At 67.1% G+C, this 17,532-nt stretch carries 16 protein-coding genes and 1 pseudogene; 10 read left to right on the top strand and 7 right to left on the bottom strand.

What is annotated here, in order from left to right:
• Positions 1–148 precede the first annotated feature (148 nt).
• The 7 genes and pseudogenes from rqpR to DID98_RS11875 all read right to left on the bottom strand — a co-directional run bounded on the left by rqpR (position 149) and on the right by DID98_RS11875 (position 5,362).
• Positions 149–805 (bottom strand): response regulator transcription factor RqpR, encoded by a 657-nt coding sequence (gene rqpR, locus DID98_RS11905; RefSeq protein ID WP_124486667.1) that lies wholly within the window; start codon positions 803–805, stop codon positions 149–151.
• A gap of 7 nt (positions 806–812) precedes the next feature.
• On the bottom strand, positions 813–1,631 hold the full coding sequence (gene rqpS / locus DID98_RS11900; protein WP_124570744.1) for a quorum system sensor histidine kinase RqpS: 819 nt from the start codon (positions 1,629–1,631) through the stop codon (positions 813–815).
• A gap of 416 nt (positions 1,632–2,047) precedes the next feature.
• Positions 2,048–2,818: a ferredoxin--NADP reductase gene (locus DID98_RS11895; RefSeq protein WP_059535031.1), complete on the bottom strand. Its 771-nt coding sequence runs from the start codon at positions 2,816–2,818 to the stop codon at positions 2,048–2,050.
• 250 nt (positions 2,819–3,068) lie between these two features.
• Positions 3,069–3,194, bottom strand: a pseudogene (locus DID98_RS36225) (LysE family translocator); the annotation flags it as partial.
• On the bottom strand, positions 3,178–3,993 hold the full coding sequence (locus tag DID98_RS11885; RefSeq protein ID WP_124486665.1) for an endonuclease/exonuclease/phosphatase family protein: 816 nt from the start codon (positions 3,991–3,993) through the stop codon (positions 3,178–3,180). The pseudogene DID98_RS36225 and the gene DID98_RS11885, both read right to left, overlap by 17 nt.
• Before the next feature lie 5 nt (positions 3,994–3,998).
• Complete coding sequence (locus tag DID98_RS11880) at positions 3,999–4,487, bottom strand: hypothetical protein (RefSeq protein WP_124570743.1); 489 nt, start codon at positions 4,485–4,487, stop codon at positions 3,999–4,001.
• A 146-nt stretch (positions 4,488–4,633) separates the two neighbouring features.
• Complete coding sequence (locus DID98_RS11875; protein WP_124570742.1) at positions 4,634–5,362, bottom strand: nitroreductase; 729 nt, start codon at positions 5,360–5,362, stop codon at positions 4,634–4,636.
• Between the two features lie 227 nt (positions 5,363–5,589).
• Between DID98_RS11875 and DID98_RS11865 the strand changes: the two genes are divergently transcribed.
• From DID98_RS11865 to DID98_RS11820, 10 genes are all read left to right on the top strand, one after another.
• Positions 5,590–6,570 carry an AAA family ATPase gene (locus DID98_RS11865; RefSeq protein WP_044848851.1) on the top strand — a complete coding sequence of 327 codons (981 nt, stop codon included), beginning with the start codon at positions 5,590–5,592 and terminating at the stop codon, positions 6,568–6,570.
• Between the two features lie 151 nt (positions 6,571–6,721).
• Positions 6,722–7,831, top strand: a complete 1,110-nt coding sequence (locus DID98_RS11860) for an NAD(P)/FAD-dependent oxidoreductase (RefSeq protein ID WP_124486661.1) — start codon at positions 6,722–6,724, stop codon at positions 7,829–7,831.
• 186 nt (positions 7,832–8,017) lie between these two features.
• Entirely contained in the window at positions 8,018–8,329 is a 312-nt protein-coding gene (locus tag DID98_RS11855) for a high-potential iron-sulfur protein (protein ID WP_021163765.1), read from the top strand.
• Between the two features lie 188 nt (positions 8,330–8,517).
• Positions 8,518–9,825 (top strand): MFS transporter, encoded by a 1,308-nt coding sequence (locus DID98_RS11850; protein ID WP_124570740.1) that lies wholly within the window; start codon positions 8,518–8,520, stop codon positions 9,823–9,825.
• A gap of 314 nt (positions 9,826–10,139) precedes the next feature.
• The gene (locus DID98_RS11845; protein ID WP_124570739.1) at positions 10,140–11,768 is read left to right on the top strand and encodes an ABC transporter substrate-binding protein; all 1,629 of its coding nucleotides are present in this window, start codon (positions 10,140–10,142) and stop codon (positions 11,766–11,768) included.
• 117 nt (positions 11,769–11,885) lie between these two features.
• On the top strand, positions 11,886–12,896 hold the full coding sequence (locus tag DID98_RS11840; RefSeq protein WP_044848855.1) for an ABC transporter permease subunit: 1,011 nt from the start codon (positions 11,886–11,888) through the stop codon (positions 12,894–12,896).
• 4 nt (positions 12,897–12,900) lie between these two features.
• On the top strand, positions 12,901–13,818 hold the full coding sequence (locus tag DID98_RS11835) for an ABC transporter permease subunit (RefSeq protein WP_044848856.1): 918 nt from the start codon (positions 12,901–12,903) through the stop codon (positions 13,816–13,818).
• 2 nt (positions 13,819–13,820) lie between these two features.
• Positions 13,821–14,819 carry an ABC transporter ATP-binding protein gene (locus tag DID98_RS11830; protein ID WP_044848857.1) on the top strand — a complete coding sequence of 333 codons (999 nt, stop codon included), beginning with the start codon at positions 13,821–13,823 and terminating at the stop codon, positions 14,817–14,819.
• A complete protein-coding gene (locus DID98_RS11825; protein ID WP_124570738.1) occupies positions 14,816–15,832 on the top strand; it encodes a peptide ABC transporter ATP-binding protein in 1,017 nt (338 codons plus the stop codon). The genes DID98_RS11830 and DID98_RS11825 overlap by 4 nt, the downstream gene beginning before the upstream one ends.
• On the top strand, positions 15,825–16,970 hold the full coding sequence (locus DID98_RS11820) for a TraB/GumN family protein (protein WP_124486659.1): 1,146 nt from the start codon (positions 15,825–15,827) through the stop codon (positions 16,968–16,970). The genes DID98_RS11825 and DID98_RS11820 overlap by 8 nt, the downstream gene beginning before the upstream one ends.
• Positions 16,971–17,532 lie beyond the last annotated feature (562 nt).

The following is a 17,532-nucleotide window of genomic DNA, read 5'->3' as shown; positions in this document are numbered from 1 at the left end:
CGATTTGGCGTGAAAGACCCGCTGCGGCGCAGCGGCGTGCTCCGGAATCGCCCGACAAAACAAGCGCTTGCGCGCAGCATTCGGCGGCCGGCGCCGGCGCGGCGCAGGCCGGCGCGGTGAACGGCGCGATTCCGGTGAATCCGGCGGATCAGGCGCCCGACGCGGGCGTCATCTCGACGAGCCGGTTGCTCATCACGTAGAACGTCAGTTCCGCGTTGTTCGACAGCCGCATCTTCTCGAGCAGCCGCGACCGGTAAACGCTGACCGTCTTCACCGACAGCGACAGCGTGTTCGCGATGTCGGTGAGGCGCTTGCCCGACGCGAGCATGCAGAGCGTCTGGTATTCGCGGTCGGACAGCTTCTCGTGCGGCAGCGGTTCGTTCTCGAACGACACGTATTCGGCGAGCGCCTCGGCCATCGCCGGGCTCACGTACTTGCGGCCGGCCGCGACCTGCTGGATCGCGCCGATCATCTGCGCGGCATTCACCGTCTTCGACAGGTAGCCGGAGGCGCCGGCCTTCAGCGCGCGCACCGCGTACTGGTCCTCGCGGTACATCGAGAACATCAGCACCGGCGCGCCCGGCAGCTTGCGCTTGATGCGCTTGAGCACCTCGATGCCGTTCGCGTCCGGCAGCGAGATGTCGAGCAGGATCACGTCGAAGGCCTGGCGGTCGATGGCGGCCATCGCATCGCTGCCGGTCTCGGCTTCGGTCACGTCGCGCGCGACACCGCGGTCGATCAGCAGGTGGCGGATCCCTTGGCGGACGATCGCATGATCGTCCACGAGCAGGATGTTCAGGCTCATGGCGACCTCACGAAAGCGACGCGCGGCGCGCTGCGGCCGGTACCGCGAACAGCGAGTCCCACGCGAAGCGCGCGATGACGCGCGTGCCGCGGCCCGCTTCCGGCGCACGCGCGTCGAAGCTGCCGCCGAACGCCTCGCAGCGTGCGCGCATCCCGGCGAGGCCGTAGCCGGCGCGCCGGCTGCGGGTAAAACCGGTCCCGTCGTCGGTGACGATCAGGGACAGATGCGTGTCGTCCGTATCGATCTGTACGTCGACGGACGTCGCGCGCGCATGCTTCGCGACGTTCGACAGTGCTTCTTGAGCGACACGGAAGATCGCGAGCGCGCCGGCGCCGCCGAGTTGCGTGAGCCGCGCGTCGGCCGCGCAGACGAAGCTCGTACGCAGGCCAGTGCGGGCCGCGTGGCTGTCGGCCCACGTCGACAGTGCGCCGACGACGCCGCCGTCGAGTGCCGGCGTGTCGCGCTCGTCGATCAGCCTGCGGTTGGCGTCGGTCGCGGCGTCGAGCGACCGCTGCGCCAGCTCGAGCGCGCGCAGGCAGCCCTCCGGCGCATCGGCCGGCAGCCAGGTTTGAACGTTTGCGAGCGCGAAACGCGCGGCGGTGAGTTCGGCGCCGAGCCCGTCATGCAGTTCGCCGGCCAGATGGCGGCGGGCCGCTTCGTCGGCGGCCGTCAGCTGAAGAGACAGCGCCGCGATCCGGGCGGCGGACGTGTCGCGGTTGGGCAGGGCTTCGGCCACGGGGGCTGCTGCCGCGCCGTCGCGAGGCACGCGCGGCTGCGACGGGAACGGGGCGTGGGCGCCCGGGGGCGCGTTGAGCGACGTATCCATGACTCTCCCTGCTGTCAGAAAGCGGTTCGGGCACCGGCTGGCTGCGTGGATCGGCTGCCGTTTCGATGACGGTCGCCGTCAGAGAATCGCCCCTTGCCGAGGTAACAGAAGTTACAACTTGTAACGTTTGAGTCCGACCCTTCAATGACCGTCCCGACGCCAACCATGCGGGCCGAATAATATCTCAAAAATTTTGAAAAGGTCATGTCAGACGGAGGTTTAAGGGTAAATGTGAATAATCGGAATGAAGCGGGCTGTAGGAAAAACACCGACACGAAAGCACCGGCGCTGCGCGTATCCAAATGTAACGATTTGACATGGAATAGTCCCAGTTTGTTACGAATTCGCCAAGTAGGGACGAAAAAAAACCGGAGCTTTTGCTCCGGTTCTTGATACGGCACAAATTCGGGGTTCGATCAGTCCACGAATGCACGCTCGATCACGTAGTGACCCGGCGCGCTGTTCTTGCCTTCGACGAGGCCGGCCTGCTTCAGCAGGTCGGTCGTGTCCTTCAGCATCGCGGTGCTGCCGCACAGCATCACGCGGTCGTTTTCCGGCGAGAACGCCGGCACGCCGAGGTCCGTGAACAGCTTGCCCGTCGCGATCAGGTCGGTGATCCGGCCCTCGTTGTCGAACGCTTCGCGCGTGACCGTCGGGTAGTAGACGAGCTTTTCCTTGATGATGTCGCCGAGATACTCGTGGCCCGGCAGGTCGTGCTTGATGTAGTCCATGTACGCCAGCTCGCCCTTCAGGCGGCAGGTGTGCGTCAGGATGACCTTGTCGAAGCGTTCGTAGATGTCCGGGTCGCGGATGATCGACATGAACGGCGCGAGGCCCGTGCCGGTCGACAGCATCCACAGCGTCTTGCCGGGCAGCAGGTTGTCGGCGACGAGCGTGCCGGTCGGCTTCTTGCCGATCAGCACCGAGTCGCCCACCTTCAGGTGCTGCAGGCGCGACGTCAGCGGGCCGTTCTGGACCTTGATGCTGAAGAATTCGAGGTGCTCTTCGTAGTTCGGGCTGACGATCGAGTAGGCACGCGCGAGCGGCTTGCCGTCGACCTCGAGGCCGACCATCGTGAATTCGCCGTTGTTGAAGCGCAGGCTCGGCTCACGGGTGCAGGTGAAGCTGAAAAGCGTGTCGGTCCAGTGATGGACGGATTGGACGGTGGCGGTGTCGTATTTGCTCATGGCTTTGAAAACGGACGCGCGTAGCGGACGCGTGTAACGGGCCCAAAAACGGGCAAAAAAACCGAGTGCGTCGGCCCGATCGCGGATCGGCCGGCCGGCGCGTCGGACACGCGCCTTCTCGATGACAGACGTTTGAGGAACTCTTTATTTTACCCTGCTTGGGGCAGATGCGGGCTTGACCCGCGCGGCTGCGCGGATTTGGCGCAACGGAATCTTGCAAACAGCTTTCAGTAATCGGCAGCGAGCTTCGCGCCGCGAACACGCTGGTCCGGAACGCGCACGCTTTCGAGCCGGTCAGGCAGGTGAACCGGCCGCTGCGATATGCGCTTCGGTAGTCGCGGGCATGCGGTGCTGCCGCGTCACTGCGAATCGAGGCGCAGCCGCGCGATATACGGCAGGTGGTCCGACAGCCACGCGGTTTCGCCGGACGGCGCCTGCCATTCGAGCGGCGTCAGCCCGCGCACGAACATCTTGTCGAGCGCGAGCGCCGGGGAGAACGCGGGGAACGTGCGGCCCGACTCGCCGAGCAGCGTCGCGACCTCGGACAGCCCGATCTCGGCGAACAGCGCGACCGAATCGTTGCGCCAGTCGTTGAAGTCGCCGGCGAGCACGAGCGGGTCGTCGCCCGCGTTGCGCACGATCCAGTGCGCGATCCAGTGCATCTGGCGCAGCCGCGCCGCACGCGTGAGCGCGAGGTGCGCGCACAGGAGCGTGACGGGCCGCGCGCCGGCGAGCGTCGCGCGCGCGACCAGCAGCCCGCGCCGCTCGAAGCGGTGCGCGGAGATATCCCAGCGGCCGCCGAGGTCGAGCGGGTGCGGCGACAGGATCGCGTTGCCGTGCCGCCACGACGGCTTGAACACGTTCGGTCCGAGCGCGATCTGCCAGTCGAGCGCTTGCGCGATCTCGGTGGCCTGGCAGTGCCACACGTCGTCGACCGCGTCGTCCATCGGCGCGCCGAAGCCGGGGGCGAGCATCGGACGCGGCATGCGGCGCGCCATCGCTTCCTGCAGGAAATACACGTCGGCGTGCGTCGACTGCATCCAGTTGCGCATCGCGTTCCATGCGGTGAAGCCGAGCGGCGAGCGGCCCTTGTGCAGGTTCCAGCTGACCGCGGTGATTTCGTCGGGCGCGGCGTGCGGTTCGGCGAACGGGAGGGACAGGGCGTCGGCGGACATGGCGCTCAGTCCTTCGCGACGTGCGCGCGCACGCGGTAGACGAGATGCGGGCGTTGCTCGACGAGCGTCCAGTCGGTCCATGCGTCGCCGCCGACCGACAGCCCCGGATGGCTCGCGACGATCTGCCGCGGCGACGCGGGCACGCACGGATCGCTGCGCGTCGCGTTTTCGTCGTCGAGGGTTTCCTGCACGTCGAGCGCGAGCGACACGGTGCGGGCGGCGTCGTCGACGGTGAGCGGCGCGACCGTCACCGAGCGCGAGCGCTCGGTCGGCACGACGCGCGCGGCGTTGCCGCAGCCGACGGGCACGGCGGACGGATAGCGATGGGTGTCGGTGCGGGTCTGACCGACGGTGGTGCGTTGCTGGAACGTGTCGATCGTCTGACCGTCGCGCACCACCTCGATCTCCCATGCGACGGCTGCCGGTGCGGCGCTCTGCGCATGGGCCGCGAGCGCGGCGCTCGCGAGCAGGACGGCCAGGCCGTGTTTCAGCATGAAACTTCTCCGGAAACGCGGGGTAGCGGGGAACGGACGCACATCTTACGCCCGATCGATCCGGACGGTCGCGTGACACGATGCGTCGCCGCGGGTTCGCAGCACGATCTGGTCCTGATCGAAAGGTAGGTGCGCGTCACGCGTTTTCAAGCGAAAAAGCGCGCGAACTCGGCGACGCTCGCGCGCTCGGTGACGAGGCGGTTCTCGATCGCGTGCGGGTCCGCATGGCCGAGCGACATCCCGCACACGAGTTGCTCGTTGGCCGGGATGCCGAGATGCTCGGCGACGATCCGGTGGAACGGCACGAACGCGGCTTGCGGGCAGGTGTCGAGGCCGCGTGCGCGCGCGGCCGTCATCACGCCCTGCAGGAACATCCCGCAGTCGAGCCATGCGCCGTGCGTCATCACGCGGTCGAGCGTGAAGAACAGTGCGACCGGCGCATCGAAGAAGCGGAAGTTGCGCGCATGCTGCGCGTGCATGCGGGCCTTTTCGTCGCGGCCGATGTTCAACAGACCATACAGGTCCCAGCCGACCTTGCGGCGCCGGTCGATGTACGGCGACACCCATTCGCGCGGATAGTAGTCGTACTCGGCGACGTATTTCTCGTCGCGCGCCGGATCGTCGTATGCCGCTGTGAGGGCCGCGGCGAGCGCGTCGCGGGTCGTGCCGGTCGCGACGTACACGTGCCACGGCTGGATGTTGGTGCCCGACGGCGCGCGGCTCGCGGCTTCGAGGATTGCCTCGAGCGTGTCGCGCGGCACGGGCGTCGGCAGGAACGCGCGAATCGCGCGGCGCGACTTGAGCGCGGCGTCGACAGCGTCGACGGCGTGGGTCGCGTCGGGATCGACGCGCGGGGCAGCAGCGGGGACGGACATCGGCAACCCTTCGAGACGAAGCGCGCGGCGCCGTGCGGGCGCCGTGGCGAGGCCGGCGCGACGGCCGGTGAACCATCGATCATACGCCGCGCGGCGCGACGCCGCAGCGCGCGCACGGTGTTAGCAGCAGACCGCGGTGGCTGCTTGCTTGCACGCCGATGCGGGATCGCTACACTGAAATCGTAAGGGTCTGATGATCGTGTGACGGCAGCAGTGGCGAGGTTGGTATGACGACGGCGATGGTGAAACAGGAACTGGCGGTGGCGTCCTTCAGCACGGTGTACGACCTCGAGCAGGTCGAGACCGCGTTGAACGAGCTGAACGAGAGCGCGAGCGACGCACTGCGCGCCACCTACGAGCGGATGCTCAAGACCGGCAATCTGCGCTTTTGCGTGAAGCCGAACCGGATGCCGTCGTTCGACGAACTCGGCGACGCGCTGCCCAATTTCACCGAACCCCTCGACGACGTGCGCAAGCAGGTCGCGCTGTGCCTCGAGACCGACGACCGGCTCGAACTGATGCCGATCCTGCTGCTCGGGCCGCCCGGCATCGGCAAGACGCATTTCGCGAAGGCGCTCGCGCAGCTGCTCGGCACCGCGTACCACTACGTGCCGATGAGTTCGCTGACAGCCGGCTGGATCCTGTCGGGCGCATCGTCGCAATGGAAGAACGCGAAGCCCGGCAAGGTGTTCGAAGCGCTCGTCAACGGCAGCTACGCGAACCCGGTGATCGCGGTCGACGAGATCGACAAGGCGGGCAGCGACGCGCAATACGATCCGCTCGGCGCGCTGTACGCGTTGCTCGAGCACGACACCGCGCGCGCGTTCGTCGACGAATTCGCCGAGGTGCCGATCGATGCGGGCAACGTGATCTGGGTCGCGACCGCGAACGATGCGCAGGCGATCCCGGAGCCGCTGCTGAACCGGATGAACGTGTACGAGATCGCGCCGCCGGACGCGGCCGGCGCGCGCCGGATCGCGCAGACGATCTACGACGAGATCCGCACGTCGCACGCGTGGGGGCGGCGCTTCCCCGACACGCTCGACGACGACGCGCTCGACGTGCTGGCCGCGACGCCGCCGCGCACGATGCGCCGTGCGCTGCTGCATGCGTTCGGCGCCGCGCGGCTCGACGGCCGGGACGTGATCGCACCGTCCGACATCCGCGCCGACGAGGGCGCGGCGAAGCGCCGGCCGATCGGGTTCTGAGCCGGCGGCGCGCGCCTCGCCGCGGCCTGCGCGCGTCGCGCCGTGCGGCGCGGCGCACGCGACATGCCGATGCAAGCGCGTTCGGCAGGCGGGCGAACCGGGACGTACAATTCTCTTCTCTCCCCTCGACGCGTGAGCGACGCGAAACGCCATGGAGCAGATGGATTGTGTGGTGATCGGCGCGGGTGTCGTCGGTCTTGCGATTGCGCGGGAGCTGGCCGCGCGCGGACGCGAAACGATCGTGCTCGAGGCGGCCGACGCAATCGGCACGGGCACGAGTTCGCGCAACAGCGAGGTGATTCACGCGGGGCTCTACTACTCGCGCGGCTCGCTGAAGGCGATGTCGTGCGTGCGCGGGCGCGACCTGCTGTACGAGTTCTGCGAGACGCGTCACGTGCCGCACCGGCGCGTGGGCAAGCTGCTCGTCGCGACGAGCGCCGCGCAGGTGAAGCAGTTGAAGGCGATCGCCGCACGCGCGGCGGAAAACGGCGTGCTCGACCTGATGCCGCTCACGCGTACCGAGGCGCAGACGCTCGAGCCCGCGCTCGATTGCGTGGAGGCGCTGTTTTCGCCGAGCACCGGCATCGTCGACAGCCACCAGCTGATGCTCGCGCTGCTCGGCGACGCGGAGCGCGACGGCGCGGTGTGCGCGCTGAAATCCCCGGTAGAGTCGATCGACGTGTTGCGCGGCGGCCGCTTCGTCGTGCGCACCGGCGGCGACGCGCCGACCGAAATCGAGGCCGCGTGCGTGATCAACAGCGCGGGCCTCGGCGCGCAGGCGCTCGCGCGCCGCACGCGTGGCCTCGATCCGCGATGGGTGCCGCCGCTCTATCTCGCGCGCGGCAACTACTTCAGCCTGTCCGGCCGCGCGCCGTTCTCGCATCTCGTCTATCCGATACCCGACCGCGCGGGGCTCGGTGTGCACCTGACGCTCGATCTCGCCGGGCAGGCGCGCTTCGGCCCGGACGTCGAGTGGGTCGATGCGCTGCGCTACGAAGTCGATCCGGCGCGCGCGCAGGCGTTCTACACGTCGATCCGCACGTACTGGCCCGACCTGCCGGACGACGCGTTGCAGCCGGCCTACGCGGGGATCCGGCCGAAGCTCGCGGGGCCCGGCGAGCCGCCGGCCGACTTCATCGTGCAGGGCACGGCGCAGCACGGCGTGCGCGGCCTCGTGAACCTGTTCGGCATCGAGTCGCCGGGGCTGACCGCGTCGCTCGCGCTCGGGCAGCGCGTCGCCGACATGACGTCGCATGGCTGACACTCACGGCCCGCATCCGTGCGGGCCGGCCGTGCGAAACCCCGGGCGAGACCCGTGTGAAATCCCTTGTGTGAAATCCCTTATCTCCGGCATTTCGGCGCGCACATTCATGCGCTTGAGCGTTATTCTGTTGAACGGCCGTCGCCAGAACGGCTTTCAAACCGATAACGTTGGAGCGAGTCCCCCATGAAAACATCCCGTCGGAGTTTCCTGATCACGAGCATCGGCGCCGTGTCCGCGCTGGCGCTGTCGCGCGAAGCGCTGGCCGATGCGCCGATGCTGTCGGAAACGGATCCGACCGCCGTGGCGCTCGGCTACAAGGCCGATGCGACGAAGGTCGACAAGACGAAGTATCCGAAATACGCAGCGGGCCAGGATTGCGCGGCCTGCATGCTGTACCAGGGCAAGAAGGGCTCGGCGTCGGGCCCGTGCGGTGCATTCCCGGGCAAGCAGGTATCGGCGAAGGGCTGGTGCAGCGCATTCTCGAAGATGGGTTGATGCCCGCGGCGGCATCGTGCGATGCCGCAATGTGGCGAAAACCGCAAAACGCCCGCCATCGGACGATGGCGGGCGTTTTTTATGCTTGAAAACGGTTCCGTCGCTTTCTACACTCGCTGCAAACCAACGCGCCGCGGGCCCTCCGCGCGCCGCGCCCGATACGGCGGATTCACGAGAACGAGGCTCGCATGGCGACGATTGCGAATTCAACGAAAACGATCCGGCCCGAGCGCGCGCTGAACCGCCGCGCGGTAGTCGCCGCCGTGATCGGCAACGCGCTCGAGTGGTACGACTTCACGGTGTTCGGCTTCATGACCGTCGTGATCGCCGAACTGTTCTTCCCGACGACCAGCGAATACTCGTCGCTGCTCTTGACCACCGCGACCTTCGGCGTCGCGTTCTTCATGCGCCCGATCGGCGGCATCGTGTTCGGGCTGTACGCCGACCGCGCGGGCCGCAAGGCCGCGCTGTCGCTCGTGATCCTGCTGATGACGGCCGGCATCTTCCTGCTCGCGATCGCGCCGCCCTATGCGGCGATCGGCATCGGCGGCCCGCTCCTGATCGTGCTCGGCCGCCTGCTGCAAGGCTTCTCGGCGGGCGGTGAATTCGGCAGCGCAACGGCGCTGCTGATCGAAGCCGCGCCGTTCTCGAAACGCGGCTTCTACGGCAGCTGGCAGATGGCGAGCCAGGCGGGTGCGCTGCTGATCGGCGCGCTCGTCGGCGCGGCCGTCACGCGCGGGCTGTCGCACGACGCGCTGCGCAGTTGGGGCTGGCGCGTGCCGTTCATCCTCGGGCTCGTGATCGGCCCGATCGGTTTCTACATCCGCCGTCATCTCGCCGATTCCGAAGCGTTCCTGCATGCGCAGCAAAGCGCACGCCGCGCAACGCTCGGCGAAGTGTTCACGCGCCATCCGCGCGAGGTGCTGTGCGGGCTCGGCTCGGTGATCGCGCTGACGGTGACGGTCTACGTGCTGATCAGCTATCTGCCGACCTTCGCGGTGAAGCAGCTGAAGCTGCCGTATGCGCAATCGTTCTATGCGGTGATCATCGGCAACCTGCTGCTGATGGTGCTGTCGCCGGTCGCGGGCGCATGGTCGGACCGCATCGGCCGCAAGGGGCTGTCGCTGTGGTCGCTCGTGCTGACACTCGTGCTGATGTATCCGCTGTTCGCGTGGCTCGACGCGGCGCCGAGCATCGCGCGGCTGATCGTGGTGCAGGCCGTGCTGTCGGTGACGCTCGCCGGCTACTACGGGCCGTTCGGCGCGATGATCGCCGAGCTGTTCCCGGCCAACGTGCGCTCGACCGGGCTGTCGATCGCGTACAACGTCGCGGTGATGCTGTTCGGCGGTTTCGGGCAGTTCATCGTCACGTGGCTGATCAAGGTGACGGGCACGCCGCTCGCACCGACCTATTACGTGATGGCGGGAATCGCACTGTCGATCGTCGCGGTCGCATTCGTGCCCGCGCGCAGCGCGGATCTCGACGCGCCGGCCTGACGGTTGCATTGCATCGCATGCATCGTTTCGGAAGCCGCAACGATGTGCGGACTGGCTGCGAACACGGCGCGACAACCCTCTGCGTTCGCGCCCGAATTGTTTAGTTGTCGAACGAAACATGCGCGGGATGAACGAAATGGCCGCTCGTGCGCGCAGAGGCACTTTTCGCGTGTGCAAGACATCGGCAAAAACCCGCGTGGATGCGCGTCTAGAAGAGTTTTTTCTCCAGCTTGTTGCAAAATCGCTAGCTCAAGTAATATCCGCGTACCCGGCCCCCAGGGGGACCGGTTCCGATCTGGAGACCTGGAGGAAACATGGAATACAACCGTCTGTTGCACACCCTGCGTGTTACCGCCATCGCAGGCGTGGCAGCGGCATCGCTCGGCGTCGCGGGTTCTGCATTCGCACAGATCCCGAACAAAACGCTCGTCTACTGCTCAGAAGGCAGCCCGGCGGGTTTTGATTCCGCGCAATTCACGACCGGCGTCGATTTCACCGCCGCCACGTTCACCGTCTACAACCGCCTCGTCGAATTCGAGCGCGGCGGCACCAAGGTCGAGCCCGGCCTCGCCGAGAAGTGGGACGTCTCGTCCGACGGCAAGGTGTACACGTTCCACCTGCGTCATGGCGTGAAGTTCCACACGACCGACTTCTTCAAGCCGACGCGTGAATTCAACGCGGACGACGTCGTGTTCTCGTTCGAGCGCATGCTCGATCCGAACAATGCGTTCCGCAAGGCCTACCCGGTGTCGTTCCCGTACTTCACCGACATGGGCCTCGACAAGCTGATCACGAAGATCGAGAAGGTCGATCCGTACACCGTGAAGTTCACGCTGTCCGAGCCGAACGCGCCGTTCATCCAGAACATGGCGATGGAATTCGCGTCGATCCTGTCGGCCGAGTACGGCGACCAGCTGATGAAGGCCGGCAAGGCCGCCGACATCAACCAGAAGCCGGTCGGCACGGGCCCGTTCATCTTCCGCAGCTATACGAAGGACGCGACGATCCGTTTCGATGGCAATCCTGATTACTGGAAGAAGGGCGCGGTGAAGCTGTCGAAGCTGATCTTCTCGATCACGCCCGACCCGGGCGTGCGCGTGCAGAAGATCAAGCGCAACGAATGCCAGGTGATGAGCTATCCGCGTCCGGCCGACATCGCGGCGCTGAAGGCCGACTCGGGCATCGACATGCCGTCGCAGCCGGGCTTCAACCTCGGCTACCTCGCGTACAACGTCGAGCACAAGCCGGTCGACAAGCTCGAAGTGCGTCAGGCGCTCGACATGGCGATCAACAAGAAGGCGATTCTCGAATCCGTCTATCAGGGTGCCGGCCAGGCCGCCACCGCGCCGATGCCGCCGACCCAATGGTCGTACGACAAGAACCTGAAGATGGCCCCGAACGACACCGAGAAGGCGAAGGCGCTGCTCGCGAAGGCCGGCTATCCGAACGGTTTCGACATCACGCTGTGGGCGATGCCGGTGCAGCGCGCATACAACCCGAACGCCCGCCTGATGGCCGAGATGATCCAGGCCGACTGGGCGAAGATCGGCGTGAAGGCGAAGATCGTCACGTACGAGTGGGGCGAGTACATCAAGCGCGCGCACACGGGCGAGCAGGACACGATGCTGATCGGCTGGACGGGCGACAACGGCGACCCCGACAACTGGCTCGGCACGCTGCTCGGCTGCGAGGCGATCAAGGGCAACAACTTCTCGCACTGGTGCTACAAGCCGTTCGACGACCTGATCCAGAAGGGTCGCACGACGACGGGCCAGGACGCGCGCACGAAGATCTACACGCAGGCCCAGCAGATCTTCGCGCAGCAGCTGCCGTTCTCGCCGATCGCGAACTCGACGGTCTACCAGCCGGTACGCAAGAACGTGGTCGACATGCGCATCGAGCCGCTCGGCTATGCGCGTTTCGACGGTGTCAGCGTGAAGTAACCGGCCTGGCGTAAGCTGTCGTCTTGAGAAGACCGGCTTGAAATCATCCGGCGACGAGGGGCCAAAAGCCCCTCGTCGCCGGTCGTACATTTCCCACAAGAAAATACGAGACGCATCATGTTCACATTCGTGTTGCGCCGCGTGGGCATGGTGATCCCGACCTTCATCGGCATCACCATCCTGGCGTTTGCGCTGATTCACCTGATACCGGGCGACCCCATCGAAGTGATGATGGGCGAGCGCGGCGTCGATCCCGCGATGCATGCGGAGGCCATGAAACGCCTCGGGCTCGACCAGCCGCTGCCCCTGCAGTACATCCACTACATCGGCCGGGCGCTGCATGGCGACCTCGGCACGTCGATCATCACCAACACCAGCGTCGCGGGCGAATTCTTCGCGCGCTTCCCGGCGACCGTCGAACTGTCGCTGTGCGCGCTCGTGTTCGCGCTCGCGGTCGGGCTGCCGGCCGGCGTGATCGCCGCGCTGCGGCGCGGCTCGGTCGTCGATCACGGCGTGATGGGCACCGCGCTCACCGGCTACTCGATGCCGATCTTCTGGTGGGGGCTGATCCTCATCATGGTGTTTTCGTCGTACCTCGGCTGGACGCCCGTGTCGGGCCGCATCGCGGTCGAATACGATTTCCCGCATCCGACCGGTTTCATGCTGATCGACGCGCTGCTCGCACCCGACGAAGGCGCGTTCAAGTCGGCGGTCAGCCACCTGATCCTGCCGGCGATCGTGCTCGGCACGATCCCGCTCGCGGTGATCGCGCGGATGACGCGCTCGTCGATGCTCGAAGTGCTGCGCGAGGACTACATCCGCACGGCGCGCGCGAAGGGCCTGTCGCCCGTGCGCGTGGTCGTCGTGCATGCGCTGCGCAATGCGCTGATCCCGGTCGTCACCGTGATCGGCCTGCAGATCGGCACGCTGCTGGCCGGCGCCGTGCTGACCGAGACGCTCTTTTCGTGGCCCGGTGTCGGCAAGTGGCTGATCGATGCGATCGGCCGCCGCGACTATCCGGTCGTCCAGGGCGGCATCCTGCTGATCGCGACGCTCGTGATCGTCGTGAACCTGGTCGTCGACCTGCTGTACGGCGTGCTGAATCCGCGCATCCGCCACACGAGGTAATTCCATGAGCAATCTGCAAAACACCCTGCCGAGCGAATCCGCGCCGGCCGGCGGCCGTGCGCTCGCGCTGCGCGAGTTCTGGGCCAATTTCTCGCGCAACCGCGGCGCCGTCGGCGCCGGCATCGTCGTGCTGGTGCTGATCCTCGTCGCGCTGTTCGCGCCGCTGATCGCGCCGCACAGCCCGGTCGAGCAATACCGCGACTACGTGAAGATCCCGCCCGCATGGCTCGCGGGCGGCAACTGGCAGTTCATCCTCGGCACCGACGAAGCGGGCCGCGACATCCTTTCGCGCCTGATGTTCGGCGCGCGCATGTCGTTCTGGATCGGCTTCGTGTCGGTCGTGCTCGCGCTGATCCCCGGCATCGTGCTCGGGCTGATCGCCGCGTTCTTCCAGAAGTGGGCCGACACGCCCGTGATGCGCATCATGGACGTGCTGCTCGCGCTGCCGTCGCTGCTGCTCGCGGTCGCGGTCGTCGCGATCATCGGCCCGGGCCTCACCAACACGATGTTCGCGATCGCGATCGTCGCGCTGCCGGCCTACGTGCGCCTCACGCGCGCATCCGCGCTCGGCGAACTGCAGAAGGAGTACGTGACGGCGTCGCGCGTGGCCGGTGCCGGCACGCTGCGCCTGATGTTCTCGCAGGTGCTGCCGAACTGCACGGCGCCGCTGATCGTGCAGGCGACGCTCGGCTTCTCGTCGGCCATCCTCGACGCGGCCGCGCTCGGCTTCCTCGGCCTCGGCGTGCAGCCGCCGACCGCCGAGTGGGGCGCGATGCTCGCGTCCGCGCGCGACTACATCGACAACGCGTGGTGGATCGTGACGATGCCCGGCCTGTCGATCCTGATTTCGGTGCTCGCGATCAACCTGCTCGGCGACGGGCTGCGCGACGCGCTCGATCCCAAACTGAAGCGGATGGCGTGACCATGAGCCAAGATCTACTGACTATCCGCAATCTCGCGGTGAACTTCAACGGCCTGCCCGCGGTCGACCGGATCAACCTGTCGATCGCGCCGGGCGAGGTGGTGGGTGTCGTCGGCGAATCGGGCTCGGGCAAGAGCGTGACGATGATGGCGCTGATGGGCCTGATCGACGCGCCGGGCAAGGTGACGGCCGACGAGGTCACGTTCAACGGCGTGGACCTGCTGAAGGCGTCGCCGAAGGCGCGCCGCAAGATCGTCGGCAAGGACATCGCGATGGTGTTCCAGGACGCCCTGACGAGCCTGAACCCGAGCTACACGGTCGGCTACCAGATCAAGGAGGTGCTGAAGCTGCACGAAGGCCTGCGCGGCGACGCGCTGCACCGGCGCGCGCTCGAGCTGCTCGACCAGGTCGGCATTCCGGATGCGAAGAACCGCATCACGGCGTTCCCGCACCAGATGTCGGGCGGCATGAACCAGCGCGTGATGATCGCGATGGCGGTCGCGTGCAACCCGAAGCTGCTGATCGCCGACGAGCCGACCACCGCGCTCGACGTGACGATCCAGGCGCAGATCATGGACCTGCTCGTGAAGCTGCAGAAGGAGCGCGGGATGGCGCTCGTGCTGATCTCGCACGACCTGGCCGTCGTGTCGGAGGTCGCGCAGCGCGTCGCGGTGATGTATGCGGGCGAGGTCATCGAGACCAATCGCGTGCCGGACATCTTCCGTGCGCCCCATCATCCGTATACCGAAGCGCTGCTCGCGGCGATTCCCGAGCACAATCAGGGGGCGCGTCGCCTTGCCGCATTGCCGGGCATGGTGCCGGGCCGCGATGATCGCCCGTCCGGGTGCCTGTTCGCGCCGCGCTGCAAGTACGTCGTCGACGATTGCCGCAAGGCGCGTCCGGCGCTCGATACGCTGGTGCCGGCCAACGATGCGATGCGTGCGCGCTGCATCAAGCCGCTCAATGTTTCCAACCTCGACCTGACGGGAGGCGCACGATGAATGCAGTCCACGAAACGCCTCGCGTGCCGCACGACGAGGAAGCGGTGCTGGTCGCCGACCGGCTCGCGAAGCACTACACGGTCAAGCGCGGGATGTTCGGGCAGGGCACGGTGAAAGCGCTGAACGGCGTGTCGTTCACGCTCAAGCGCGGCAAGACGCTCGCCGTCGTCGGCGAGTCCGGCTGCGGGAAATCGACGCTCGCGCGCCAGCTCACGATGATCGAGACGCCCACCTCGGGCCACCTGACGATCGACGGCAAGGACGTGGCCGGCGCGAGCCGCGAGACGGTCGCCGACCTGCGCCGTCGCGTGCAGATGGTGTTCCAGAACCCGTTCGCGTCGCTGAACCCGCGCAAGACCGTCGAGCAGACGCTCTCCGAGCCGCTCGAGATCAACGCGAACCTGACGGCCGCCGAACGCGCGCAGCGCGTCGCGCAGATCATGCGCACGGTCGGCCTGCGGCCCGAGCACGCGAAGCGTTATCCGCACATGTTCTCGGGCGGCCAGCGCCAGCGGGTCGCGATCGCGCGCGCGATGATCCTCGATCCGCGGATCGTCGTCGCCGACGAACCGGTGTCCGCGCTCGACGTGTCGATCCAGGCGCAGATCCTGAACCTGTTCATGGACCTGCAGGAGCAGTTCAAGACGAGCTACGTGTTCATCTCGCACAACCTGTCGGTGGTCGAGCACGTCGCCGACGACGTGATGGTGATGTACTTCGGCAGCGTCGCCGAGCTCGGCGACAAGGCGACGATCTACGCGCATCCGCGCCATCCGTACACGCGCGCGCTGATGTCGGCGACGCCGGCGATCTTCGAGGAAGACCGCCGCGTGCAGATCAAGCTGCAGGGCGAGCTGCCGTCGCCGCTCAATCCGCCGTCGGGCTGCGCGTTTCACCAGCGCTGCCCGTACGCGGTCGAGCGCTGCCGCGTCGAGGAACCGCAGCTGCGCGACGTCGACGGACGCCGCGTGGCCTGCCATCGCGCCGAGGAGGTAGGGGAGGTGAATGCCTGATGGTTTGGCGGCGCGCGCGCCTGGCGTGCGCCGTTCGGGGGGCGGCCGCGCGCGCGTGATGCGCGCGTGCCGCAACGCACGGCGCTGGAGCGTGCGCACGGTCACGGGCGCGGCGCTGGCCGGCGCGTGCGTGGCGGCCAGCGTGCTGGTCCCGGTCGACGCCGCGCGTGCCGAAAGGCGCGCGCCGGCGAGTTCGCCGATCCATCCGTCGCAGGTTCCGCCGCCCGGCATGAACCTGCCGGGCTTCCACGTGCCGTCCGTGTCGAACGGCACGGTCGCGCGCGGCACGGTGCGCGTGCAGCCCGCGCGCATGCCGTTCTATGTCGCGACCCGGGGCAGGGTCACGCTGTACGTGCTCGGCACGCTGCACACGGGCGACCCGTCCGACTATCCGCCCGCGCAGCCGTTCCGGCCGCGCATCCTCGCGGCGCTCGCCGCGTCGCCGACGCTCGCGCTCGAACTGTCGCCGGATGACCTCCTCGAATCGCAGGACGACGTGTCGAAGTACGGCGTGTGCCGCTACCCGTGCCTGCAGCGCCTGCTGCCCGAGCCGCAGTGGCAGCGCCTCGCGGCGCGCCTGCGCGGCAACCCGGCCGCGCTCGCGGAGATCCGCCGGATGCGGCCGTGGCTCGCGGCGCTGGTCGTCGAAACCTACGACTCGCTGGCGGCCGGCCTGCAGACCGAGTACGGCACCGAGGCGCAGCTGCAGAACGTGTTCCTGAAGAAGAAGGGCGGCCGCGTGATCGGGCTCGAGACGCTCGCCGAGCAGATGCGCGCGTTCACCGGGCTGACGCTCGCCGAGCAGCGCGAGATGCTCGCGCAGGACATGGTGCAGACCCCGGCGCAGAACGCCGACGACATCAAGGCGCTGCACCGGCTGTGGCGAATTGGCGACGCCGACGCGATCTCGGCGTGGGCGGTCGCGAAGAGCGAGCGGCTGGCCCGTTCGAAGGCGCTGTCGGCGTCGATCGACAACAAGATCCTGTACGAGCGCAACCGGCGCTTCGTTGCACGGATGACGGCAATCGCCGCGCCGAACCGGCCGGTATTCGTGGCCATCGGCGCGCTGCATCTGGGCGGCCCGCGCGGCGTGCTCGAATTGTTGCGCCAGCAAGGGTATCAGGTCGACGCGAACTGATGGCGCCGCGCACCGCGCGCCGATCCTCCCCTGTTTGATCGACGAGATGCACGCGCTGCGAGGCGCCCGCGCGGCCACGCGGCTCGATAAGGAAAACCCTCGAATCTTCAGGAAATAGCGTTTAAAACGATTGACATCCGGTTCTGCCAATCTCTATTCTTCATCCCACAAGTTGAAAAAATGAAAAGAATAGATAAGTTCTACGGGGTAGCAGAAAACAAAGCGCGGGGTTAGCGTAGCCGGCACGTATGTAACGTGCCGGCCGCGGAGTGTCTGCATGCACGGCGGGGCCAAACATCGTCGGCACAACAAATGCATGCGACAGACTTGCGGCATAAGCAACGTTCCGTCGTCCGACCGGGGGAAGCAGCAAGCGGGCGGCGGCGGACGTTTTTTGATCCGGAGCATGTTTCCGGTCACCGTCGACAGACGGTTTCGGGGGGCGAATCGACAGACGGCGAAGTCCGCGGCGATTGCGCCAACAGAAAAGCGCCACGAGGGCGCTTTTTTCTTTTGTGGCGGCGGTTTTCGACCTGCGACGGCTGAGCGCTTCGACGACGCG

This window comes from Burkholderia sp. Bp8984, from assembly GCF_003853755.1.
Lineage (GTDB): Bacteria > Pseudomonadota > Gammaproteobacteria > Burkholderiales > Burkholderiaceae > Burkholderia.
The sequence above is the reverse complement of the archived record's forward strand: the minus strand, read 5'-3'. Positions and strand labels throughout refer to the sequence as shown.